This window comes from Acidovorax sp. GW823-FHT05D11 (assembly GCF_058795695.1).
Map to the genome: position 1 here is coordinate 700,827 of NZ_CM179502.1, position 21,550 is coordinate 722,376.

A 21,550-nucleotide genomic window follows, 5' to 3' on the forward strand; every position below is an offset into this window, starting at 1 on the left:
CAGCCGCCTCGTCGCAGGCGCAGCCAGCAGGGGTGGACAGCCCAACATCCGAACAACCATACGGGCCATTGCTGCGCTCGGCCGCGCGGTCGCGGCGCGAAGCGCCTGCGCGTTCGGGGGCCGAGCGCAGCGATGGCCCGTGTGGATGTTGGCTCCCCCAGCCCTTCAGGATGCGCCGAGGAGCGCAGTGCGGGGGGCGGGCGTGTGCCGAAGGACACACGCCTTCGTTGACTGACTCGCTGCGGTTGTCTGAGCGGAGCGCGAAGCGCGCAGCGAGTTCCGCAGCGCGCCCCCCGCACGAGCACCGCAGGTTGCCCCGCTCGCCCAGCGGGCGAGTGGGGACGCAGGCTGTAGGGTCGCCCTTTCTTTGGTGACTTTCTTTCGGCGAAGCGAAAGAAAGTTACTCGCACGCCGGGCGACTCCCGGCCTCCGCCCTTCAACCAGGCATGCTGCCCATCAGCGAGCCTGCGAGCGCACCCAGGGTCCGACAAGCTCAACCCGACCGGGCGGGAGGTCAATTCGCGGCTCTGTAGCTTCAGCCGTCACGGCTGAGCACTGCGGCGCTCGACCATGAATTACCCCCATCACGCACTATCCGGCACCACCGCCGTCGCCTCGATCTCCACCTTCGCCCGCTCCTCCATCAACCCCGCCACCTGCACACACGCCATCGCCGGAAAATTTTTCCCCAGCACCTCGCGGTACACCGCGCCCAGCTCCTTCAACCGCGCGTTGTATTCCTTGCGGTCCACCACGTACCAGGTCAGCCGCACCAGGTGCTCGGGCCCCGCGCCGCCGGCCTCCAGCACCGCACGCACGTTCAGCAGCGTCTGCCGGGTCTGGTCGATGAAATCATCGCTCTCGAACTGCTGCTGCGCATTCCAGCCGATCTGGCCGCCGGTGAAGACCATCGTGCCGCGCGCGGCCACGCCGTTGGCGTAGCCCTTGGGGGTCACCCAGCCTTCGGGTTGCAAAAGGGTGTTCTTCATGGTGTCTTGGTCGAGGAGGGGGTGGTGGTCGTGGCGGCGGCGGCGCCCTGGCGCAGCTTGAAGCGCTGCAGCTTGCCGGTCTCGGTGCGGGGCAGGGCCGTGACGAACTCCACCACGCGCGGGTACTTGAACGGGGCGATGGTCGCTTTCACATGGTCCTGCAGCGTCTTGACCATGGCCGCGTCGCCCGTGTGGCCGGGTTTGAGCACGCAGATGGCCTTGACCACCATGCCGCGCTCCTCGTCGGGCACGCCGATCACGCCGCACTCGGCCACGGCGGGGTGGCGCAGCAGGGCGTCTTCCACCTCGGGGCCGCCCACGTTGTAGCCGGCGGTGATGATCATGTCGTCGTCGCGCGCCTGGTAGAAGAAGTAGCCGTCGGCGTCCTGCGTGAACGCGTCGCCGGGATAGTTCCAGCCATCCTTCACGTACTTGGCCTGGCGCGGGTCGTCGAGGTACTTGCAGCCCGTGGGGCCGATGACGGCGAGCTTGCCCACGGTGCCCCGTGGCACCTCATGGCCATCGTCGTCCACCACCTTGGCGGTGTAGCCGGGCACGACCTTGCCAATGGCGCCGGGGCGCGTTTCGCCGCCCGCCGACGATACAAAGATGTGGAACATCTCGGTGGCGCCGATGCCGTCCGTCATGTCGATGCCGGTGGCGCCCTTCCACAGCTGGCGCGTGGCGTCGGGCAGGCCCTCGCCGGCGCTCACGCAGATGCGCAGCTGGGGCAGGCCGATCTGTTGGGCGAACGGCGCCATCTGCCGGTAGAAGGTGGGCGCGGTGTAGCAGATGGTGACGCCCGCGTCGCGCATCAGCGTCACCATGGTCTGGGGCGTGTAGGGCTGGTCCGGGAAGTACACGCTGGCCCCCGCCCACATCGGGAACACGAGCAGGCCGCCCAGGCCGAAGGTGAAGGCCAGCGGCGGCGATCCGGCCACGATGTCGTCGGGCGTGGCGCGCAGCACGTGGCGCGGCCAGGCCTCGCAGGCGGCCAGCACATCGCGGTGGGTGTGCACGGCGGCCTTGGGCGCGCCCGTGGTGCCGGAGGTGAAGGCCATGAGCGCGATGTCGTCCGCCGCCGTGGGGCAGTGCGGTGTGGTGCCCGGTTTGTCCTGGGCGCGCTGGATGAGGTCGGCCGCGTCGGGCGCGGTGTGGAAGGGCACGATGGTGGCGAGCACCGGGTGCTGCGCCTGCGCCGCCTGCAGCTCGGCCAGCAGGCGGCCGTCGCACAGCGCCAGCGTGGGCTGGGCGCGCTCGATGATGCTGGCCAGTTCGCCCGCGCGCAGCAGCGGCATGGTGGCCACCGCCACCAGCCCGGCGTAGACGGTGCCCAGCCAGGCCAGTGCCATCTCCACCGTGTTGCCGCCGCGCAGCAGCACGCGGTTGCCGGGCACGAGGCCGTGGTCCTGCGTGAGCACCTCGGCGATGCGCGCGGCTTCGGTCCAGGCGTCGCGGTAGGTATACGTGCGGTGCGGGCCGCGCAGCAGGGGCCGGTCGATGTGGCCCGCGCGCTCGGCCTGATCGAACAGGGCGTGCACGAGATTGACCTGCTCGGGGATCTGCTGCTCCGGCAGGTCGTAGCGCAGCGTGGGCCAGGCCCCGGGCGGGGGCAGGCGGTCGTGCACGAAATGGTCGGGCTGGGCGGATGCGGCTTTCATGGGATCACTCCTGCAGGACGGCCTTGCCGATGATGAGTTGCTGCACTTCGGTGGCGCCTTCGTAGATGCGCAGCGAGCGGATGTCGCGGTACAGCGATTCGACCTTGCTGCCCACTTCCACTCCGCGCCCGCCGTGCAGTTGCAGCGCCATGTCGATGACGCGCTGGGCGTTTTCGGTGGCGGTCATCTTGGCCATCGCCGCCTCGGCCGTCACCCGTGCCTGGCCGGTGTCCCGCAGCCAGGCGGCGCGGTAGGTGAGCAGCGCGGCGCTGTCCACCAGCGCGGCCATCTCGCCGATCCTGGCCTGCGTGAGCTGGAAGTCCGCCAGCGTCTGGCCGAACATGCGGCGCTGGCGCGCGTGGTGCACGGCCTCGGCCAGCGCGCGGCGCGCCATGCCCAGCGCGGCGGCGGCCACCGACGCGCGAAAGATGTCGAGCGTGCGCATGGCCAGCTTGAAGCCGCCGTGCAGTTCGCCGAGCAGGGCAGTGGCGGGCACGGTGCAGTTGTCGAACTGCAGCGTGGCCAGCGGGTGCGGCGCCATCACGTGGATGTGGCGCGAGGCGTCGAGCCCGGGCGTGTCCGCATCGACGATGAAGGCGCTGATGCCGCGCGTGCCGCCGGCGGGGTCGGTCTTGGCGAACACGCAGTAGAAGTCTGCAATGCCGCCGTTGCTGATCCAGGTCTTGGTGCCGGTGAGGGAATATGAGTCTTTTTGGCCGCTAGCGCTTGATGGATAAGCGCTGGTAGCTACTGTTTGCATAGCGCCCACGTCGGACCCTGCCTCGGGCTCGCTGAGCGCGAACGCCGCGATCAGCTCGCCGCGCGCCACGCCCTGCAGGTAGTGCGCCTGCTGCGCCGGGCTGCCGGCCAGGGTGATGGCGCCGCTGCCCAGGCCCTGCATGGCGAACGCAAAGTCCGCCAGCGGCGAGTGGTAGGCCAGCGTCTCGCGCAGCAGCACCAGCGCGCGCGAGTCGAGCGCGGGCAGCGCGCCGCCCTGTGCGGCGGGCACGCAGTAGCGCAGCCAGCCGTCCGCGCCCAGGCGCCGCACCCAGTCGCGGCAGGCGGCGCGGTCGTCGGTCTCATCGACCTGCTGGGCGGCGGCCCAGGGCACCAGGCCCTCGGCCAGCGCGCGGTGGGCGTCGTCGAAGAAGGGCAGGGCCAGGTGCGCCGTCGAGGGCGGGCGGGGGGCCGGGGGGGTGGCGACGTGCATGGGCTCAATCTCCCTGGAACACAGGTTTCTGCCTGGCGGCAAACGCCTCGTAGGCGCGTCGGAAATCTTCGGTCTGCATGCAGATGGCCTGGGCCTGCGCCTCGGCCTCGATGGCCTGCTCGATGGTCATGCTCCACTCCTGGCTGAGCATGGTCTTGGTCATGCCATGGGCGAAGGTGGGGCCGCCCGCCAGCGTGCGCGCGGTGGCCTGCACGTTGGCCAGCAGGTCGGCGCTTTCATACAGGTCGTTGAAGAAGCCCCAGGCCAGACCCTCGTGCGCCGTCATCGCGCGGCCGGTGAACAGCAGCTCGCTGGCGCGGCCCTGGCCGATCATGCGGGGCAGCAGCGCGCAGGCGCCCATGTCGGCACCGGCCAGGCCCACGCGGGTGAACAGGAACGCAGTCTTGGTGGCCTCGGTGCCGTAGCGCATGTCGCAGGCCAGCGCCATCATCGCGCCCGCACCGGCGCAGATGCCGTCGATGGCGCCCAGCACGGGCTGCGGGCAGGCGCGCAGGGCCTTGACCAGGTCGCCCGTCATGCGCGTGAACTCCAGCAGCTCGGGCATGGTCATGGTGGTGAGCGGGCCGATGATCTCGTGCACGTCGCCGCCCGAGCAGAAGTTGCCACCCGCGCCGGTGACGACGATGGCCTTCACGTCGGTGGCAAACCGCAGCGCGTAGAAAAAATCGCGCAGCTCCGAGTAGCTCTGGAAGGTGAGCGGGTTCTTACGGTCCGGCCGGTTGAGCGTGACAGTGCCCACGCCAGCATCGAAGCTCCACGCGAAATGCTCGGCCACGTAGCTGGCCTGGGGGTTGAACTGCTCGCGCATGGGGTTGCTTGCGCCGATGAAATGCTTCATTCCGTGGTCTCCAAAGAGTTGTTCTGGGTGTGTTCCTTGACCTTGCCCAGCAGGCGGTGCAGGGTGCTGATGTCGCGCTCGCCCAGCGTGGCGAAGGCCTCCACGATCCATTGCTCGTGCTGGCGCGCCATGTCGATGAACTGCTGGCGGCCCTGCGGCGTGAGGCGCACGAGGTACGCGCGGCGGTCGCCTTCCACGTCCATGCGCTCCACCAGCCCTTCGGCCACGAGCTGGTCGGTGATGCCGGTGATGTTGCCGCTGGTCACCATCATGCGGCGCGAGAGGTCCTTCATCTTCATGCCCTCGGGCGCGCGTTCCAGCTGCGCCATCAGGTCAAAGCGCGGCAGCGTGGTGTCGAACTGCGCGCGCAGGTGGCTGCGCACCTGTTTTTCGATGAGCTGGGTGCAGGTGAGCATGCGCAGCCACAGGCGCAGGGCCTCGGGGTGCTCGCTGGGGGCGGCGTCGTGCAGGCGGGCTTCAAGGTCCATGGCTAGCCTTCTTCCTCGGGTGCTCTGCTTTTGGTAGCTGCCTGCGCTTGATTGGCAAGCGCTGCAAGCTGTTTTTGCTTGGAAATCTCGCGCAGCATCTGGTCGCGGCCGCTGGCGTACTGCACGGGCCAGTCGGTGTGCGCGGCGGCCACGGGGCTCAGCTGCGCGGCCGCGTGCAGCGTCCAGGCCGGGTCGGCCAGGTGCGGGCGGGCAATGGCGCACAGGTCCGCACGGCCTGCGGCAATGATGCTGTTGGCGTGGTCGGCCTCGGTGATCGCGCCCACGGCCATGGTGGCGATGCCCACCTCGTTGCGGATGCGGTCGGCGAACGGGGTCTGGTACATGCGGCCGTACACCGGCCTGGCGGCGCGCGTGGTCTGGCCGGACGACACGTCGATCAGGTCGGCGCCGGCCGCCTGGAACAGGCGCGCGATCTCCACCGCGTCGTCCGGCGTGGTGCCGCCCGGCGCCCAGTCGTGGGCCGAGATGCGCACGCTCATGGGTTTGTCGGCCGGCCACACGGCGCGCACGGCGGCGAACACTTCGAGCGGGTAGCGGCAGCGGCCCTGCAGGCTACCGCCGTACTCATCCGTGCGCTGGTTGGTGATGGGGCTGATGAAGCTGGCCAGCAGGTAGCCGTGCGCGCAGTGCAGCTCCAGCCAGTCGAAGCCGCAGGCCAGCGCGCGCCGTGCGCTGTCCGTGAACGCGGCGGTCATCCGGTCCATGTCGGCGCGGGTCATGGCGGCGGGCGCCTGGTTCTGCTCGCCGTAGGCCAGCGCGCTGGCCGCCAGCAGCGGCCAGTTGCCGTGGGGCAGCGGCTCGTCCGTGCCCTCCCAGCCCACGCGCGTGGAGCCCTTGGGGCCACTGTGGCCCAGCTGCAGGCCGATCTTGGCGGTGCTGCTGCCGTGCACGAAGTGCACGATGCGCGTGAACGCGGCCTGCTGCGCGTCGTTCCACAGCCCGGTGCAGGCGGGGGTGATGCGGCCCTCGGGCGTGGGGCTGGTCATCTCCACCATCACCAGCGCCGCGCCGCCGAGTGCGCGCGCGCCCAGGTGCACCAGGTGGAAGTCCTGCGGCACGCCATCGACCGCGCTGTAGGTGGCCATGGGCGAGACGACGATGCGGTTCTTGAGCGTGAGGCCGTTGAGCGTGAACGGTGTGAGCATGGGGGGAATAGCAGCTTTGCCGCCTGCCAACCACGCCTCGTAGCCCTCCAGCCATGCTGCATCGCGCAGCCGCAGGTTCTCGTGGCTGATGCGCTGGCTGCGCGTGAGGAGCGAGTACGCGAACTGCTCCACCTCCATGCCGGCGTAGCGGCCCACGTTCTCGAACCACTCGGTGGAGTTGCGCGCGGCGTTCTGGATCTTGAGCACCTCGACGCTGCGGCGGGCCTCGTAGTGGGTGAGCACCTCATCGATAGGCAGGCCCGTCGAAAATTCGTTCGCCAGGTCAATCGCGTCTTCCAGCGCGAGCTTGGTGCCGCTGCCGATGGAGAAATGCGCGGTGTGCGCCGCGTCGCCCATCAGCACGATGGGCACGCGCTTGCCGCCGATGGTCTCGCGGTGCACCCAGGTGTTGCAGATCACGCGCGGAAAGCGGATCCAGTTGGCCGAGCCGCGCAGGTGCGTAGCGTTGCTGATGAGCGCGTTGCCGTCCAGGTATTTGGCAAACAGCTTCTCGCAGAATGCAATCGCCTCGGGCTGCTCCATCTGGTCCAGGCCGTGGGCCTTCCACACGGCCTCGGGCGTCTCGATGATGAAGGTGGAGGTGTCGGCGTCGAACTGGTAGGCGTGCGCCTGGAACCAGCCGTGCTCGGTCTGCTCGAAAGCAAACGTAAAAGCATCGAGTTTTTTGTGAGTGCCCAGCCAGACGAAACGGCATTCGCGCAGGTCGATGTCGGGCTGGTAGGTGGTGGCGTAGCGCGTGCGGATGCGGCTGTTGAGGCCGTCGCTGGCGATCACCAGGTCGGCCTGGTACTGGGCGGCCAGCGCCTGGTCGTCGGCCACGTCGGTCTCGAACACCAGCTCCACGCCGACCGCGAGGCAGCGGTCCTGCAGGATGTTGAGCAGCCGCTTGCGCCCGATGCCGCAAAAGCCGTGGCCCGAGGAGCGCACGCTGCGGCCCTTGAAGAACACCTTGATGTCGTCCCAGTGGTTGAACGCATCGCCGATCAGCGCGGCCGTCGGCCCGTCGGCCGCGCGCAGGTTCTCGAGCGTCTGGTCCGACAGCACCACGCCCCAGCCAAAGGTGTCGAACGGCCGGTTGCGCTCGACCACCGTGACCCGGTGGGCAGGGTTTTGCTGCTTCATGAGCAGTGCGAAATAGAGGCCTGCGGGCCCGCCGCCAATGCAGAGGATGTTCATGTGAAAATAGTTTAGACCTAAACAAAATACTGTCAATGGGGCCTTCCCGGCGGGGGCGTGCGGGGGAGGTGTTGACGCAGTGCAGCACCCATTCAAAAATAGGCGGCATGAAGCACTTGCTGCACACCCTGGAGGGGCGGCTGGCTGCGTTGCCAGTGCCCATGGCCGTCCAGCTGCCCGCCGGGCAGCAGCTGGGCGCGTCCGAGCCCGCCGTCACGCTGCGGTTTCGCGACCGCATGGCGCTGGTGGCCCTGGCGATGGGCGAGATCGGCAACGTGGGCGCGGCCATCGTCGAGGGCCGCGTGGCGCTGGAGGGCGGCATGCGCGACCTGATGGCCGCCGCGGCGGGCCTGCTCACCCGCGACCCGGCCCGCGAGCAGCACAGCGGCTGGTGGCGCCGGGTGCTAGCGCGGGCACGGTCCATGGCGGCGCACACGGTGGCCCGCGATGCCCGCCAGGTGCAGTTCCACTATGACCTCTCGGACGACTTCTACGCGCTCTGGCTCGACCCGCGGCGCGTCTATTCGTGCGCCTATTTCCGGGATGCGGGCATGTCGCTGGCCCAGGCCCAGGAGGCCAAGCTGGACCACATCTGCCGCAAGCTGCGCCTGGCGCCCGGCGAGCGGTTCCTGGACATCGGCGCCGGCTGGGGCGGCCTGCTGCTGTGGGCCGCGGAGCACTACGGCGTGGATGCCACGGGCATCACGCTGTCGCGCAACCAGCACGCGCATGTGCAGCAGCTCATCGAGGCGCGGGGGCTGCAGGGCCGTGTGCGGATGCAGCTGTGCGACTACCGCGAGCTGCAGGCGGACCGGCCCTTCGACAAGGTGGCGTCCGTGGGCATGTTCGAGCATGTGGGCCGCGCGCAGATGGAACGCTACTTCGCCACCGTGGCCCGGCTGCTGCGCCCGGGGGGCCTGCTGATGAACCACGGCATCACGGCGGGCGCGGTGGACAACGCGCAGCTCGGCGCGGGCATGGGCGACTTCATCGAGCAGTACATCTTCCCCGGGGGGGAGCTGATCCACGTGAGCGCCGTGCTGCACGACATGGCCCGGGCGGGCCTGGAAATGGTGGACACCGAGAACCTGCGCCCCCACTACGCGCGCACCCTGTGGGCGTGGTCCGACGGGCTGGAGGCCCGCCTGCCCGCGGCACGCGAGGTGCTGGCCGCGCAGTCCGGCGCCGAGCAGGGCGACAAGGTGCTGCGTGCCTACCGCCTGTACCTGGCGGGCAGCGCGCTGGGGTTCGAGCGCGGCTGGATGGCGCTGCACCAGATGCTGGCCACGAAGCCCGACGGCCAGATGGCGGCCGGGGCCCTGGCCGGCGCACAATCGGACTATCCGTTCACGCGCGACTACATGTACAACCGCTGAACCGGAGCGGCCCGCAAACGCCTGTCCACCATCGCCGTGCCGGGTTTGCCGGCCGCTTCAAGCCCTACCGAGGAATACGTTTCACCATGCTCTACAAATTCAAGTCCCGCGCTGCCGCCGATCTGATCATGCTGGAGCCGCAAGGGCGGCAGATCGTGACCATCATGGGCAAGACACCCGGTGCGAGCGGCATCGTGACGGCGGCGCAGATCCCGGGCGCCATCGCGGCGCTCGAGGCCGCCGTGGCGGCGGAGGAAACGCTGCCCCCGCCCGAGGACGCCAGCGACGACGCCGTGGCCGAGGAGCGCGCCGACACGGTGCGCCTGCGCCAGCGGGTGGCGCCGTTCATCGAGATGCTCAAGCGCAGCGCGGCGGAGGACGTGGACGTGGTCTGGGGCGTGTAGCACCGCATGAATGGCGGCGTGGCCGCGCGGGAGTGGCGGCGCGCCAGAGCGGGCTCCCGCTGTCCGCCCTGCCGGGCCCCTGTGCGGGCCGGGTGCCATGCCCTCCTGCGCTTTCCTTGTTTCACCATCCATCATGATCCACGACCCTTCGCCGCCGGCCGTCGTGCAGGCGCAACTCGATGCCTACAACGCCAGGGACATCGAGGCCCTGCTGGCCACCTACGCCGCCGATGCGCAGCAGCATGTGCTCCATGGAGAACGGCTCGCGCACGGGCATGCTGAAATGCGGCCGCGCTTTCTGGCGCGTTTTGCCGAGCCCGACCTGCATGCGCGGCTGCTGTCGCGCACGGTGATGGGCGGCGTGGTGGTGGACCTCGAACTGATCACGCGCAATTTCCCGGAGGGGCTGGGCACCCTGGAGATGCTCTGCGTCTACGAGGTGGCCCAGGGGCGGATCCAGCGGGCCTCGTTCGCCCAGGGCGAGAAGCGCTTGCTGGCCGCGCCCTCGGCGCCACCGTGACTTGACCGGCAGGCGGCTGCGCCGGGGGCCTGCCGCCGGCGTGGCGGGTCAGTCGACCTTCGCTCCCGAGGTCTTCACCACCTGCGCCCACTTCTTGTGCTCGCTGTCGATGTGCCTGGCGAAGTCCGCCGGCGTGTTGCCGCCCGGGATCGCGCCCTGCGCCACGAGCCGTTCCTTCATCGCGGGCGTGGCCAGCGACCTGGCGACTTCCTGCTGGATGCGGTGGACGATGTCGGGGGGCGTGCCCGCGGGAGCCAGCAGGCCGAACCAGGAACTGGCCTCGTAGCCCTTGAGCGCGGGGCCGCCCGCCTGCTCCACCGTGGGCACGTCGGGCAGCGCGCTGGAGCGCTCCGAGCTTGTCACGGCCAGCGCCGTGAGCTTGCCCGCCTTGATCTGCGCCATGGACGAGGGCAGGTTGTCGAACATCACGTCCGCATTGCCCGCCACCATGTCCATGAGGGCCGGGCCCGAGCCGCGGTAGGGCAGGTGCAGCATGAAGGTGCCCGTCATGCTCTTGAACAGCTCGCCCGCCAGGTGGATGGACGTGCCGTTGCCGCTGGAGGCCATGTTCATCTTGCCGGGGCTGGCCTTGGCCACGCGGATGAAGTCCTGCACGTTGTGGATGCCCTGGGCCTTGGCCTTGTCGGCATTCATCACCATCACGTTGGGCACGGCGGCCACCAGGGTGATGGGCACGAAGTCCTTGATGGGGTCGTACGGCAGCTTGGCGTACAGCGCGCGGTTGATGCCGTGCGTGCCCACGGTGCCCATGAGCAGGGTGTAGCCGTCGCCGGGGGATTTCGCCACGATCTCGGCGCCCACGTTGCCGCCCGCGCCCGCGCGGTTGTCCACGATGAACTGCTGGCCGAACGCGCGCGAGAGTTCGGGGGCCATCGCGCGGGCCAGGATGTCGGTGGTGCCGCCGGGCGCGAAGGGCACGACGATGCGCACGGGCTTGGTGGGCCAACCGCCCGCGGCAGGCGTGGCCTGGGCGTGGGCGGAGCCTGGCGCGAGCAGGGTGGCGGCCGCCGCGATGGCCATGGCGCCCAGCGCGCTCAGGGTGAATGCGAACGCCAGGGCCTCGCGGCGGCTGCGCGCCGGGGCGCGGGGCTGGGAGGTGCTGCGCGCAAGGTGGTGGTGGTGGGCTTGTCGATGTTGCGCCATGGGCGGGCTTTCGTTGTGAGGGAGGATCTGCCGGCAAGAGAATGCCACGGTGGTCCCCTTTTTACGCGGGCCGGCATGCCGGGGTTCACATGGATTACCCGGAGCGCGGCGGCGTGCGGCGGCCCGTGGCGGCGCGGGCAGGAAAAAAGCCACCAGGCCCCGGGGGGCGTGGTGGCTTGCCTGCTTCCTTCAATCCTTCAAGCAATCCTGAGCACCGCAGCCCGCAGGGTCGCGGGCTGGGGGCGCAGGTGCCGATCAGTCCGCGTAGGAGCCCGCGGCCTTGATGGCGGCGCCGAATTTCTCGGTTTCGGACAGCACGAACTTCTTGTGCTCGGCGGGTTCGACGCGCTTGTCGGTGGCCACCACGGCGCCCAGGCCTTCCTGCTTCTTGATGAACTCAGGGTCCTTCAGGGCCACCTTGAGGGCTTCGTTGATCTTGGTCAGCACCGGTGCGGGCGTGCCCTTGGGCGCGTACAGGCCGTGCCAGATGGTCACGTTGAAGTCCTTCACGCCGGATTCGGCCAGCGTGGGCAGGTCCTTGAGGGCGGGCGTCGTCAGGCGCTTGGAGGTGGTCACGGCGTAGGCCTTGACCTTCTTGGCCTCGATCTGCGAGGTGGTGTTGGTCGTCTGGTCGCACAGCAGGTCGATCTGGCCGCCGATCAGGTCGGTGATGGCGGGCGCGGTGCCCTTGTAGGGCACAGCCGTCATGTCGACCTGCACGGCGCTCTGGAAGATCAGGCCGCACAGGTGCGAGGCCGAGCCCTGGCCTGCATTGCCCAGGTTGATCTTGCCCTTGTTCTGCTGCAGCCAGCCAGCCAGTTCCTTGTAGTTGTTCGCGGGCATCGAGGGACGCGCGATGAGCGTCATGGGCACGTCGTTGATGATGCCCAGGTACTCGAAGTCATTGGCCACGTTGAAGGCCAGCTTGCGGTACATGGTGGGCATGGTGGCCATGCTCACGTGGTTCAGCAGCAGGGTGTAGCCATCGGGTGCGGCCCGCGCCACCTTGGCGGAGCCGATGGTGCTGCCCGCGCCGGCGGAGTTGTCCACCACCACGCTGATGCCGCCCAGGGGCTTGCGGATGGCTTCGGCCAGGTCGCGCGCCACGCGGTCGGTGGGGCCGCCCGCGGCGTAGGGGACCACGATCGTGATCGTCTTGTCCTTGGCGGGGAACTCCTGGGCGCTGGCGCCGAAAGCGGTGGCTGCGGCGGCAGCGATCAGTGCGAGTTTCAGCATCTTTTTCATGGTCTCTCCTGTGAATGACGGGCCATGATAGCGAGGGGGGTTTACGGGAACATTGCGGATATTACGTAGCCCGCCCGGGGCAGGGGCTTTAAGTGAAAAAGGCCTGCAGCGCCCGTCAATAAAGCGCTAAATGCTATAAAAAAAGGAGTATTGATTAGGGTAAACACTGCGGTGACCCGCCGTGCCAAGTGGGCATTTCTTGCGTTGCCGCAAACTGCAGGTGGTCCAGTGACCGGGTGCCTGTCTGTCTGCCTGCACGCTTGCACCGCACCGCTTCAGTCCTCTGCGCTCGATACCGGCGCAGGCCAGGCGGGAGGCGCCGAGCAAGGGCCGCCCCGCAGCGAGCGGGCCGTCCCCTCGGGGGAAGGCGCCGAAGGCGACGCAGGCGGCTACTTGTAACTCCGCGCGTCCTCGATCACCTTGCCGTCGTTGGGCAGGGTGCCCGGGGCCACCATCTGCACATCGCCGCGCAGCTTGGTCACCTCGCGGATGGCGTCGCCCAGCTGGCGCGCCAGGCCCTCGGCGGTTTCGCTGGTCTCCACCTGCAGCACCATCTGGTCGTTGGCCATCTCGCCGCTGACCACCAGCCGCGCGCGCAGCACCTGCGGAAAGCGCCGCGCGATGGTGGCCACCTGGCCGGGGTGCACGAACATGCCGCGCACCTTGGTGGTCTGGTCGGCGCGGCCCATCCAGCCCTTGATGCGGGTGTTGGTCCGGCCCGTGGGGCAGTCGCCGGGCAGCACGGCCGACAGGTCGCCGGTGCCAAAGCGGATCAGCGGGTAGTCGGGGTTGAGCGTGGTGACGACCAGCTCGCCCACCTCGCCCTCGGGCACGGGGTCGCCGGTGCCGGGGCGCACGATCTCCACGATCACGCCTTCATCGAGCACCAGGCCCTCGCGCGCGCTGGTCTCGTAGGCGATCAGCCCCAGGTCGGCCGTGGCGTAGCACTGGTAGCCGCTGATGCCGCGCTCGGCGAACCAGTCGCGCAGCGAGGGGGGGAACGCCTCGCCCGAGACCAGCGCCTTGGTCACGCTGGGCAGCGCGATGCCCATTTCCGCGGCCTTCTCGACAATGATCTTGAGGAAGCTGGGGGTGCCGATGTAGCCCGCTGGCCGCAGTTCGGCCATGGCCTGCACCTGCTGCTCGGTCTGCCCCGTGCCGCCCGGAAACACGGTGCAGCCCAGCGCATGGGCGCCGGTTTCCATCATCGAGCCCGCGGGCACGAAGTGGTAGCTGAAGCTGTTGTGGATCAGCTCGCCGCTGCGAAAACCCACGGCATGGATGGCCCGCGCCATGCGCCAGTAGTCGCGGCGCGTGCCCTCGGGCTCGTAGATGGTGCCGGGGCTGGCGAATACGCGGGTCATGCCGGGGCCAAAGCCCAGCGCGCTGAACCCGCCGAACACGTTGGCGGCGCGGCCCGCCTGCTGGCGCTCCAGCAGCTCGTACTTGCGCGTGACGGGCAGCTGCGCCAGCGCAGCGCGGCTGGTGACGGCGGCGGCATCCACGCCCGCCAGGATGCCGGCAAACGCGGGCGATGCCTTCTGGGCATGGGCGATCTGCCGCGGCAGCGCGGCCATCAGGGCCGCTTCGCGCTCTGCGGGGCTGCGGGTTTCCAGGGCGTCATAGAACGTGCTCATGCCTGGTGTTCCTTGTGAAGTGGTTTGAAGTGAAATTGGCCTCTAGCGCTTGTCCATCAATCGCAATCAGCTATGAATTTGGGAGTGGATTCGTCCGTGGTCTCAGAAAGTGCGCTGCTCCCGTCAGCGCACCCGTGGAACTGGCTTCGCCAGGCCACCGGGTGCGTCCCCCTGAGGGGGAAGGCGCGCAGCGCCTCAGGGGGCACGTCAAGCCAGCCAGCGCTTGCGCCGCTTGTAGCTCTTCACATCCTTGAAGCTCTTGCGCTCGCCACCGCCCACGCCCAGGTAGAACTCCTTGACGTCCTCGTTGCTGGCCAGGTCGCTGGCGGCGCCGTCCATCACCACGCGGCCGCTTTCCATGATGTAGCCGTAGTCCGAGTACTTGAGCGCCATGTTGGTGTTCTGCTCGGCCAGCAGGAAGGTGACCTTTTCCTTGGTGTTCAGGTCCTTGACGATGTTGAACACCTCTTCCACGATCTGCGGTGCCAGGCCCATGGAGGGCTCGTCGAGCAGCACCATGCTGGGGTTGGCCATGAGCGCGCGGCCGATGGCGCACATCTGCTGCTCGCCGCCCGACGTGTACGCCGCCTGCGAGGTGCGGCGCGTCTTCAGGCGCGGAAAGTAGTTGTAGACCTTCTCCAGGTTGGCCGCGATCTCGGCCTTGCTGGTACGGGTGTAGCTGCCCGTCATCAGGTTCTCTTCGATCGTCAGGTGGGCGAAGCAGTGCCGCCCCTCCATCACCTGCACCACGCCGCGCTGCACCAGGTCGGCGGGCGAGAGGTTCTCGATGCGCTCGCCACGCAGCTCGATGCTGCCCTTGGTGACCTCGCCGCGTTCGCCCTTGAGCAAATTGGAGATGGCGCGCAGCGTGGTTGTCTTGCCCGCCCCGTTGCCCCCCAGGATGGCCACGATGCTGCCTTCGCGCACCTGCAGCGAGACGCCCTTGAGCACGAGGATCACGTGGTTGTAGATGACCTCGATGCCGTTGACGTTGAGAACGATGTTGCTGTTGGAGTCCATGGTCTTGCCTTCCTGTGCCAATCCAAAAAGCTGCTGCACAACCCTTTGGATTGGCGGCTGCCAAAGAGGCAACCGCTGTTCACTGGCCCTTGAAACGGTCGCTGCCCAGGCCAGGGCCACCGCGCAAGGGCCGCCCCGCCGCGCTGGTGGCGTCCCCCTTCCCGCAGCGCGAAGCGCTAAGAGAGAAGGGGGAAGGCGCGTCAGCGCCTCAGGGGGATGGTCCGAATCAAGACTGGCAGTCCGCCGCATCCCGGCGCGTCATCTTCTTGTCGGCCAGGTACTTGTCGGCGCCCGCCTTGATCATGGGCTTGAGGATCTGCTCATCGGCCTGGTACCAGTCGGACGAGAAGTTCCACTTGGCGCCATCCCAGGTGTGCACGCGGGCCCAGGTGGAGCCCATGTGGTCGGCGCAGCTCGTGGACAGGGGGCGCATCACGCCGCCAAAGCCCATGGCGTCGAGCTTCTTCTGGTCCAGGGCCAGGTTCTCCATGCCCCAGCGCACCTGCTCGCCGGTCATGACCTTGCCCTTGCCGAAACGCTCCTGCGCGCGGCGCACCGATTCCACGGCCAGCATCTGGATGATCACGCCGCGGGTGTACAGCACCGAGCCCACTTCGTCCTTGGGTCCCGTGCCCTGGCCCTTGTCGTGCACGTTCTTCAGGATGTCCTGGATCACCTTGGGCTGCTGGCCCGAGGTGTTCAAGGCCAGCGCGTTGTAGCCCTTGGCGCCTTCGCCCACGTCACGCACGTCCGGCTCGGCGCCAGCCCACCACACGCCATACATCTTGTCGCGCGGATAGCCGGTGGCCTGGGCTTCCTTGAGGGCGGTGGAGTTCATCACGCCCCAGCCCCACAGCAGCACGTAGTCGGGGCGGCTCTGGCGCACCTGCAGCCAGGTGGCTTTCTGCTCCACGCCGGGCGCGGTCACGGGCAGCATCTGCAGCTCGAAGCCATGCATCTTGGAGCGTTCCTGCAGCAGCGGGATCGGCTCCTTGCCGAACGGGCTGTCGTGGTACACCAGGGCGATCTTCTTGCCCTTGAGCTTGTCCATGCCGCCCGCGGCCTTGCCGATGTGCTGGATCAGGATGTCGGCGCCGGTCCAGTAGCTGCCCATGAAGGGGAAGTTCCACTTGAACGCCTGGCCGTCCTGCGCCACCGACAGGCCGTAGCCCAGCGTCATCAGCGGGATCTTGTCCACGGGGGCCTTCTCGGTCAGCGCGAAAGTGATGCCGGTGGCCTGCGGGTCGAACAGCGACACGCCGGGACGCCCCTTCAGGCGCTCGTAGCACTCCACGCCACGGTCGGTGGCGTAGCCGGTTTCGCATTCTTCAAAGGTGAGCTTCACGCCGTTGATGCCGCCGTCGCGGGCGTTGATCATCTTGATGTAGTCCTGCTTGCCGTTGGCCCATGGCACGCCGTTGGGCGCGTAGGGGCCGGTGCGGTACGACAGCAGCGGGAAGAACTGCTCCTTGGCTTGTGCGAAGGCACTGGTGGTGATGGTCGACGCACCGGCGGCGACCACGGCAGCGGCGATCACGAGTTTCGAAAGCTTCATGGATGTCTCCTTTGGATGAATGTGTTGAAGCACGGGGAAGAAACCGACGGATTCAAGGGCTGCGAGCTTTGCACTGGCATGCACGAGGCCAGCGCCACCGTGGAACTGGCTTTGCCAGGCCACCGGTGGCGTCCCCCTCCCGAAGGAGAGGGGGAAGGCGCGAAGCGACTCAGGGGGTGCATATCAATCAATGCGGGAAGGGCCACAGGCGCAGCTTCTGCTTGGCGGTGGACCACAGCTTGGCCAGGCCATGCGGCTCCACGATCAGGAACCACACGATCAGCGCGCCGAAGATCATCAGCTCGGCGTGCGAGACACCGGCGGTGGACACCTCGATGCCGAACAGGCCCATGAAGGCTGGCAGGAACTGGTTGAGCACGATGGGCAGCACCACGATGAAGGCGGCGCCAAAGAACCCCCCGGAGATGGAGCCCAGGCCGCCGATGATCACCATGAACAGGAGGCGGAACGAGATTTCCACCGAGAAGGCCGCGGGCTCCCACGCGCCCAGGTGCACGAAGGCCCACAGCGCGCCGGCCATGCCCACGATGAAGGAACTCACGGCGAAGGCGCTGAGCTTGGCGTACATGGGGCGGATGCCGATCACGGCCGCCGCCACGTCCATGTCGCGGATGGCCATCCATTCGCGGCCGATGGCGCCACGCACCAGGTTCTTGGCCAGCAGGGCCACGACGACCAGCAGGGCCAGGCAGAACAGGTACTTGCTGGTGGCGCTCTCGATGGGCAGGCCGAAGACCTGCAGGTTGTTCACCGACACCGAGCCCGAGTCCGAGTTGTTGGTGAACCACTTGATGCGCAGGAACATCCAGTCGGAGAAGAACTGCGCGGCCAGGGTGGCCACCGCCAGGTACAGGCCCTTGACGCGCAGGCTGGGCAGCCCGAACAGGATGCCGAAGAACGTGGCGCAGAGGCCGCCCAGGATCAGCGCCGGAATCAGCGGCATGCCCGGAAAGCGCACGAAGAAGTTGTAGGCGCCATAGGCCCCCACCGCCATGAACGCGCCCGAGCCCAGCGAGATCTGGCCGCAGTAGCCCACGAGGATGTTCACCCCCAGGGCCGCCAGCGCCATGATGACGAAGGGAATCAGGATGGCGCGGAAGATGTAGTCGCTGGCCAGCATGGGCACGACCAGGAAGGCGACGGCCAGCAGCAGCGCGATGGCGATGCGGTCCTGCGCGATGGGGAAGATCTGCTGGTCGGCGCGGTAGCTGGTCTTGAACTGGCCGTTTTCGCGGTAGAGCATGGAAGTTTCCTGTTCTTGTTGTTATGGGTTACACGCGGTCGATGATCTTCTCCCCGAACAAACCTTGCGGTCTGAACAGAAGGAACACCAGCGCCAGCACATACGCAAACCAGATCTCGATGCCCCCGCCCACGAACGGGCCCAGGTACACCTCGGACAGCTTCTCGCCCACGCCGATGATCAGCCCGCCGATGATGGCGCCGGGCACGGACGTGAGGCCCCCCAGGATCACCACCGGCAGCGCGCGCAGCGCGACCGTGGTCAGCGAGAACTGCACCCCGAGCTTGCTGCCCCAGATCATCCCGGCCACCAGGGCCACGACGCCGGCCACGCACCATACGATCACCCAGATGCGGTTGAGCGGAATGCCGATGGATTGCGCGGCCTGGTGGTCGTCCGCCACGGCGCGCAGGGCGCGGCCGGTGGACGTCTTCTGGAAGAACACCGACAGCAGCGCCACCAGTGCGGCGGCGATGGCGGCGGCGATCACGTCTTCCTTGTTCACCAGGATGCCGCCCTGGAAGAGGCTGTCCAGCATGAAGATCGGGTCCTTGGGCATGCCCACGTCGATCTTGTAGATGTCGCTGCCAAACAGCGTCTGGCCCAGGCCTTCCATGAAGTAGGTGATGCCCAGCGTGGCCATGAGCAGCGTGGCGCCTTCCTGGTTCACCAGGTGGCGCAGCACCAGCTTCTCGATCAGCCAGGCCACCACGAACATGATGGCGCCCGCGATCACGAAGGCCGCGAGGTTGGCCACGATGGGGCTGCTGATGCCCGTCCACTTGGGAATCCACTCGGCAAAGCGGGCCATGGCCAGCGCGGCGAACAGCACCATCGCGCCCTGCGCGAAGTTGAAGACGCCCGATGCCTTGTAGATCAGCACGAAGCCCAGCGCCACCAGCGAATACAGCATGCCGGCCATGAGGCCGCCGATCAGTGTTTCGAGAAAGAATGCCATTGTTTTTTTCTCCCGCCCTTAGTGGCTCGTGCCCAGATAGGCACTGATCACGTCTTCGTTGTTGCGCACTTCGTCGGGGCTGCCGTCGCCGATCTTCTTGCCGTAGTCGAGCACCACCACCCGGTCGCTGATGTCCATCACCACGCCCATGTCGTGCTCGATGAGCACGATGGTGGTCCCGAACTCGTCGTTCACGTCGAGGATGAAGCGGCACATGTCCTGCTTCTCTTCCACGTTCATGCCGGCCATGGGCTCGTCGAGCAGCAGCACCTGGGGCTCCATGGCCAGGGCCCGGCCCAGGTCCACGCGCTTTTGCAGGCCGTAGGGCAGCTGGCCCACGGGGGTCTTGCGGAAGGCCTGGATTTCCAGGAAGTCGATGATGTGCTCGACGTATTCGCGGTGGCGGATCTCCTCGCGCTCGGCGGGGCCGATGCGCAGCGCCTGCATCAGCAGGTTGCTTTTGATCTTGAGGTTGCGCCCGGTCATGATGTTGTCGATCACGCTCATGCCCTTGAACAGCGCCAGGTTCTGGAACGTGCGCGCCACGCCCATCTCGGCCACCTGGCGCGAGTTCATGTGCGAGAAGGTCTTGCCACGGAAGGTGATGGAGCCGTCCTGCGGCGTGTACACGCCGTTGATGCAGTTGAGCATGGAGCTCTTGCCCGCGCCGTTGGGGCCGATGATGGCGCGGATCTCGTGCTCCTTGACGTTGAACGAGATGTCCGTCAGCGCCTTCACACCGCCAAACCGCAGGCTGATGTTCTTGACGTCGAGGATGACGTCACCGATCTTCTTTTTGGTCATGGATTGAATGCCTGGACTCAATGGGTGGGGTGCGGGGTCATGCGGCCTTTTTCACCGGCGCGAAGGTCTTGGTGTCCGACAGCTTCAGGGTGGCGCTCACGCTGCCGGTGCGGCCGTCCTCGAACTTGACCTGGGTCTCGATGTACTGCTCGGTGCGGCCCGCGTAGAGAGCGTCCACGAGCACGCCGTATTTCTCGGCGATGAAGCCGCGGCGGACCTTGTTGGTGCGCGTGAGCTCGCCGTCGTCGGCATCGAGTTCCTTGTGCAGCACCAGGAAGCGGCTGACCTGGCTGCCCGCCAGCATGGAATCGGTGGCGAGGTCGGCGTTGACCTTCTCGATGCACTCGCGGATCAGTTCGTACACGTCGGGCTTTTGCGCCAGGTCGGTGTAGCCCGCGTAGGGCAGGTTGCGGCGCTCGGCCCAGTTGCCCACGGCGTCGAAGTCGATGTTGACCATTACACACACCTTCTCGCGGCCGTCGCCCAGGGCGACGACTTCCTTGATGTGCGGGAAGAACTTGAGCTTGTTCTCCACATACTTGGGCGCAAACATGGCGCCATCGTTGGCGCCGCCCTTGATGCGGCCCACGTCCTTCACGCGGTCAATGATCTTGAGGTGGCCGTGCGCGTCGAGGAAGCCCGCGTCGCTCGTGTGGTACCAGCCGTCGGCCGTGAGCACCTCGGCCGTGGCCTTGGGGTTCTTGTAGTACTCCTTGAGCAGGCCGGCGGACTTGACCAGGATCTCGCCATTGTCGGCGACCTTGATCTCCACGCCCCGGATGGGCACGCCCACGGTGTCGGCGCGCGCCTGGTTGTCGGGCTGCAGGCACACGAACACGGCGGTCTCGGTGGAGCCGTACAGCTGCTTGAGGTTGATGCCGATGGAGCGGTAGAAGGTGAACAGGTCGGGCCCGATGGCCTCGCCCGCCGTGTAGGCCACGCGCACGCGGCTGAAACCCAGGTTGTTGCGCAGCGGGCCGTACACCAGCAGGTTGCCCAGGGCGTACTTGATGCGGTCGAGCGTGCCCACCGGCAGGCCGTCCATGAGCGCGGGGCCCACGCGCTGGGCCACGGCCATGCAGGCCTGGAACATCTTGCGCTTGAGGGTGCCCGCGTCTTCCATGCGGATCATCACGCTGGTGAGCAGGCCTTCGAAGATGCGTGGTGGCGCGAAGTAGTAGGTGGGGCCCACTTCCTTCAGGTCGATGGTCACGGTGCTGGCCGACTCGGGGCAGTTCACCACGTAGCCGCAGGCCAGCCACTGCGCATAGCTGAAGATGTTCTGGCCGATCCAGGCCGGGGGCAGGTAGGCCAGCACCTCTTCGCTGCTGGTGAGCTTGTCGAACTCGGCGCCCGCGGATGCGCGGTCCAGCAGCGTGCTGTGGGTGTGCACCACGCCCTTGGGGTTGCCCGTGGTGCCCGAGGTGAAGAACATCGCCGCCACATCGTCGGGCTGGGCCTTGGCCACCTCGGCGCGGAACCACTGGGGGTTCCTGGCGGCATGCGCCTTGCCCGCCTCGATCAGCGAGTCCAGCGACGCGAGGCCTTCTTCCTCGTAGTTGCGCAGGCCGCGCGGATCGTCAAAGAAGATGTTCGAGATCTGCGGGCACTGCGCGCGGATCTCGAGCAGCTTGTCGACCTGTTCCTGGTCTTCCACCAGGCAAAAGCGCACCTCGGCGTTGTTCAGGGGGAAGATGCATTCCGCGCCCACGGCGTCCTGGTACAGGGGCACCGGAATGGCGCCCAGCGATTGCGCCGCGAGCATGGTGGCATACAGGCGGGGGCGGTTGGCGCCGATCACCACCATGTGCTCGTGGCGCTGCAGGCCCGCCAGGTGCAGGCCGGCCGCCACCTGTTCCACCAGGCGCACCAGGTCGGCCCAGCTGTGGGTCTGCCAGATGCCGTATTCTTTTTCGCGCAGCGCCGGCGCGTCGGGGCGCTCGGCGGCATGCTTGAGCAGCAATTGCGGGAACGTGGTCAACATTGCAGGTTCCTAAAGATAAGAGGTGTCCGTCCGGTGACTGCCGGGATCG

18 protein-coding genes are annotated in these 21,550 nt (G+C 67.7%); 3 read left to right on the plus strand and 15 right to left on the minus strand.

The window, feature by feature from the left end:
* Positions 1-584 precede the first annotated feature (584 nt).
* Genes AC3RCE_RS03235 through AC3RCE_RS03260 form a run of 6 tightly spaced genes read right to left on the minus strand, consistent with a single transcriptional unit; the run spans position 585 to position 7,570 of the window.
* Positions 585-989: a RidA family protein gene (locus AC3RCE_RS03235; protein WP_492254516.1), complete on the minus strand. Its 405-nt coding sequence runs from the start codon at positions 987-989 to the stop codon at positions 585-587.
* Positions 986-2,650, minus strand: a complete 1,665-nt coding sequence (locus AC3RCE_RS03240; protein WP_492254517.1) for an AMP-binding protein — start codon at positions 2,648-2,650, stop codon at positions 986-988. Before AC3RCE_RS03240 ends, AC3RCE_RS03235 begins: the two co-directional genes overlap by 4 nt.
* A 4-nt stretch (positions 2,651-2,654) precedes the next feature.
* Positions 2,655-3,860 carry an acyl-CoA dehydrogenase family protein gene (locus tag AC3RCE_RS03245; protein WP_492246288.1) on the minus strand — a complete coding sequence of 402 codons (1,206 nt, stop codon included), beginning with the start codon at positions 3,858-3,860 and terminating at the stop codon, positions 2,655-2,657.
* 4 nt (positions 3,861-3,864) lie between these two features.
* A complete protein-coding gene (locus AC3RCE_RS03250; protein ID WP_492246289.1) occupies positions 3,865-4,719 on the minus strand; it encodes an enoyl-CoA hydratase family protein in 855 nt (284 codons plus the stop codon).
* Entirely contained in the window at positions 4,716-5,207 is a 492-nt protein-coding gene (locus AC3RCE_RS03255; RefSeq protein ID WP_218297242.1) for a MarR family winged helix-turn-helix transcriptional regulator, read from the minus strand. The genes AC3RCE_RS03250 and AC3RCE_RS03255 overlap by 4 nt, the downstream gene beginning before the upstream one ends.
* A 2-nt stretch (positions 5,208-5,209) precedes the next feature.
* Positions 5,210-7,570, minus strand: coding sequence for a bifunctional salicylyl-CoA 5-hydroxylase/oxidoreductase (locus AC3RCE_RS03260; RefSeq protein WP_492246290.1), 2,361 nt, complete (start codon positions 7,568-7,570; stop codon positions 5,210-5,212).
* Between the two features lie 107 nt (positions 7,571-7,677).
* On the opposite strand from AC3RCE_RS03260, the gene AC3RCE_RS03265 reads away from it, so the two are divergent.
* From AC3RCE_RS03265 to AC3RCE_RS03275, 3 genes are all read left to right on the plus strand, one after another.
* Positions 7,678-8,946, plus strand: coding sequence for a class I SAM-dependent methyltransferase (locus tag AC3RCE_RS03265; RefSeq protein ID WP_218297240.1), 1,269 nt, complete (start codon positions 7,678-7,680; stop codon positions 8,944-8,946).
* A gap of 86 nt (positions 8,947-9,032) precedes the next feature.
* Entirely contained in the window at positions 9,033-9,350 is a 318-nt protein-coding gene (locus AC3RCE_RS03270) for a DUF1840 domain-containing protein (RefSeq protein ID WP_492254518.1), read from the plus strand.
* A gap of 133 nt (positions 9,351-9,483) precedes the next feature.
* Positions 9,484-9,870, plus strand: a complete 387-nt coding sequence (locus tag AC3RCE_RS03275) for a nuclear transport factor 2 family protein (protein ID WP_492254519.1) — start codon at positions 9,484-9,486, stop codon at positions 9,868-9,870.
* 48 nt (positions 9,871-9,918) lie between these two features.
* On the opposite strand, the gene AC3RCE_RS03280 is transcribed toward AC3RCE_RS03275, so the two are convergent.
* The 9 genes from AC3RCE_RS03280 to AC3RCE_RS03320 form a co-directional block, all read right to left on the minus strand.
* On the minus strand, positions 9,919-10,911 hold the full coding sequence (locus AC3RCE_RS03280; protein WP_218297390.1) for a Bug family tripartite tricarboxylate transporter substrate binding protein: 993 nt from the start codon (positions 10,909-10,911) through the stop codon (positions 9,919-9,921).
* A gap of 378 nt (positions 10,912-11,289) precedes the next feature.
* The gene (locus AC3RCE_RS03285) at positions 11,290-12,279 is read right to left on the minus strand and encodes a tripartite tricarboxylate transporter substrate-binding protein (protein ID WP_218297238.1); all 990 of its coding nucleotides are present in this window, start codon (positions 12,277-12,279) and stop codon (positions 11,290-11,292) included.
* 389 nt (positions 12,280-12,668) lie between these two features.
* Positions 12,669-13,916, minus strand: a complete 1,248-nt coding sequence (locus AC3RCE_RS03290) for a phenylacetate--CoA ligase family protein (protein ID WP_492246293.1) — start codon at positions 13,914-13,916, stop codon at positions 12,669-12,671.
* Between the two features lie 207 nt (positions 13,917-14,123).
* Positions 14,124-14,936 (minus strand): ABC transporter ATP-binding protein, encoded by an 813-nt coding sequence (locus AC3RCE_RS03295; RefSeq protein ID WP_218297236.1) that lies wholly within the window; start codon positions 14,934-14,936, stop codon positions 14,124-14,126.
* A 226-nt stretch (positions 14,937-15,162) separates the two neighbouring features.
* On the minus strand, positions 15,163-16,491 hold the full coding sequence (locus tag AC3RCE_RS03300) for an ABC transporter substrate-binding protein (RefSeq protein WP_218297235.1): 1,329 nt from the start codon (positions 16,489-16,491) through the stop codon (positions 15,163-15,165).
* Positions 16,492-16,678: 187 nt separating this feature from the next.
* Positions 16,679-17,755, minus strand: coding sequence for a branched-chain amino acid ABC transporter permease (locus AC3RCE_RS03305; protein ID WP_218297234.1), 1,077 nt, complete (start codon positions 17,753-17,755; stop codon positions 16,679-16,681).
* 28 nt (positions 17,756-17,783) lie between these two features.
* The gene (locus AC3RCE_RS03310; protein ID WP_218297233.1) at positions 17,784-18,713 is read right to left on the minus strand and encodes a branched-chain amino acid ABC transporter permease; all 930 of its coding nucleotides are present in this window, start codon (positions 18,711-18,713) and stop codon (positions 17,784-17,786) included.
* An 18-nt stretch (positions 18,714-18,731) separates the two neighbouring features.
* Positions 18,732-19,517 (minus strand): ABC transporter ATP-binding protein, encoded by a 786-nt coding sequence (locus AC3RCE_RS03315; RefSeq protein WP_055400027.1) that lies wholly within the window; start codon positions 19,515-19,517, stop codon positions 18,732-18,734.
* 37 nt (positions 19,518-19,554) lie between these two features.
* Positions 19,555-21,501: an AMP-dependent synthetase/ligase gene (locus AC3RCE_RS03320; RefSeq protein ID WP_492254520.1), complete on the minus strand. Its 1,947-nt coding sequence runs from the start codon at positions 21,499-21,501 to the stop codon at positions 19,555-19,557.
* Positions 21,502-21,550: the final 49 nt, after the last annotated feature.

What these genes read in the sequence shown, in the direction of transcription:
- AC3RCE_RS03235 (WP_492254516.1), bottom strand. Translation starts at nt 989, where the DNA reads ATGAAGAACACCCTTTTGCAACCCGAAGGCTGGGTGACCCCCAAGGGC.
- AC3RCE_RS03240 (WP_492254517.1), bottom strand. Translation starts at nt 2,650, where the DNA reads ATGAAAGCCGCATCCGCCCAGCCCGACCATTTCGTGCACGACCGCCTG.
- AC3RCE_RS03245 (WP_492246288.1), bottom strand. Translation starts at nt 3,860, where the DNA reads ATGCACGTCGCCACCCCCCCGGCCCCCCGCCCGCCCTCGACGGCGCAC.
- AC3RCE_RS03250 (WP_492246289.1), bottom strand. Translation starts at nt 4,719, where the DNA reads ATGAAGCATTTCATCGGCGCAAGCAACCCCATGCGCGAGCAGTTCAAC.
- AC3RCE_RS03255 (WP_218297242.1), bottom strand. Translation starts at nt 5,207, where the DNA reads ATGGACCTTGAAGCCCGCCTGCACGACGCCGCCCCCAGCGAGCACCCC.
- AC3RCE_RS03260 (WP_492246290.1), bottom strand. Translation starts at nt 7,570, where the DNA reads ATGAACATCCTCTGCATTGGCGGCGGGCCCGCAGGCCTCTATTTCGCA.
- AC3RCE_RS03265 (WP_218297240.1), top strand. Translation starts at nt 7,678, where the DNA reads ATGAAGCACTTGCTGCACACCCTGGAGGGGCGGCTGGCTGCGTTGCCA.
- AC3RCE_RS03270 (WP_492254518.1), top strand. Translation starts at nt 9,033, where the DNA reads ATGCTCTACAAATTCAAGTCCCGCGCTGCCGCCGATCTGATCATGCTG.
- AC3RCE_RS03275 (WP_492254519.1), top strand. Translation starts at nt 9,484, where the DNA reads ATGATCCACGACCCTTCGCCGCCGGCCGTCGTGCAGGCGCAACTCGAT.
- AC3RCE_RS03280 (WP_218297390.1), bottom strand. Translation starts at nt 10,911, where the DNA reads ATGGCCATCGCGGCGGCCGCCACCCTGCTCGCGCCAGGCTCCGCCCAC.
- AC3RCE_RS03285 (WP_218297238.1), bottom strand. Translation starts at nt 12,279, where the DNA reads ATGAAAAAGATGCTGAAACTCGCACTGATCGCTGCCGCCGCAGCCACC.
- AC3RCE_RS03290 (WP_492246293.1), bottom strand. Translation starts at nt 13,916, where the DNA reads ATGAGCACGTTCTATGACGCCCTGGAAACCCGCAGCCCCGCAGAGCGC.
- AC3RCE_RS03295 (WP_218297236.1), bottom strand. Translation starts at nt 14,936, where the DNA reads ATGGACTCCAACAGCAACATCGTTCTCAACGTCAACGGCATCGAGGTC.
- AC3RCE_RS03300 (WP_218297235.1), bottom strand. Translation starts at nt 16,491, where the DNA reads ATGAAGCTTTCGAAACTCGTGATCGCCGCTGCCGTGGTCGCCGCCGGT.
- AC3RCE_RS03305 (WP_218297234.1), bottom strand. Translation starts at nt 17,755, where the DNA reads ATGCTCTACCGCGAAAACGGCCAGTTCAAGACCAGCTACCGCGCCGAC.
- AC3RCE_RS03310 (WP_218297233.1), bottom strand. Translation starts at nt 18,713, where the DNA reads ATGGCATTCTTTCTCGAAACACTGATCGGCGGCCTCATGGCCGGCATG.
- AC3RCE_RS03315 (WP_055400027.1), bottom strand. Translation starts at nt 19,517, where the DNA reads ATGACCAAAAAGAAGATCGGTGACGTCATCCTCGACGTCAAGAACATC.
- AC3RCE_RS03320 (WP_492254520.1), bottom strand. Translation starts at nt 21,501, where the DNA reads ATGTTGACCACGTTCCCGCAATTGCTGCTCAAGCATGCCGCCGAGCGC.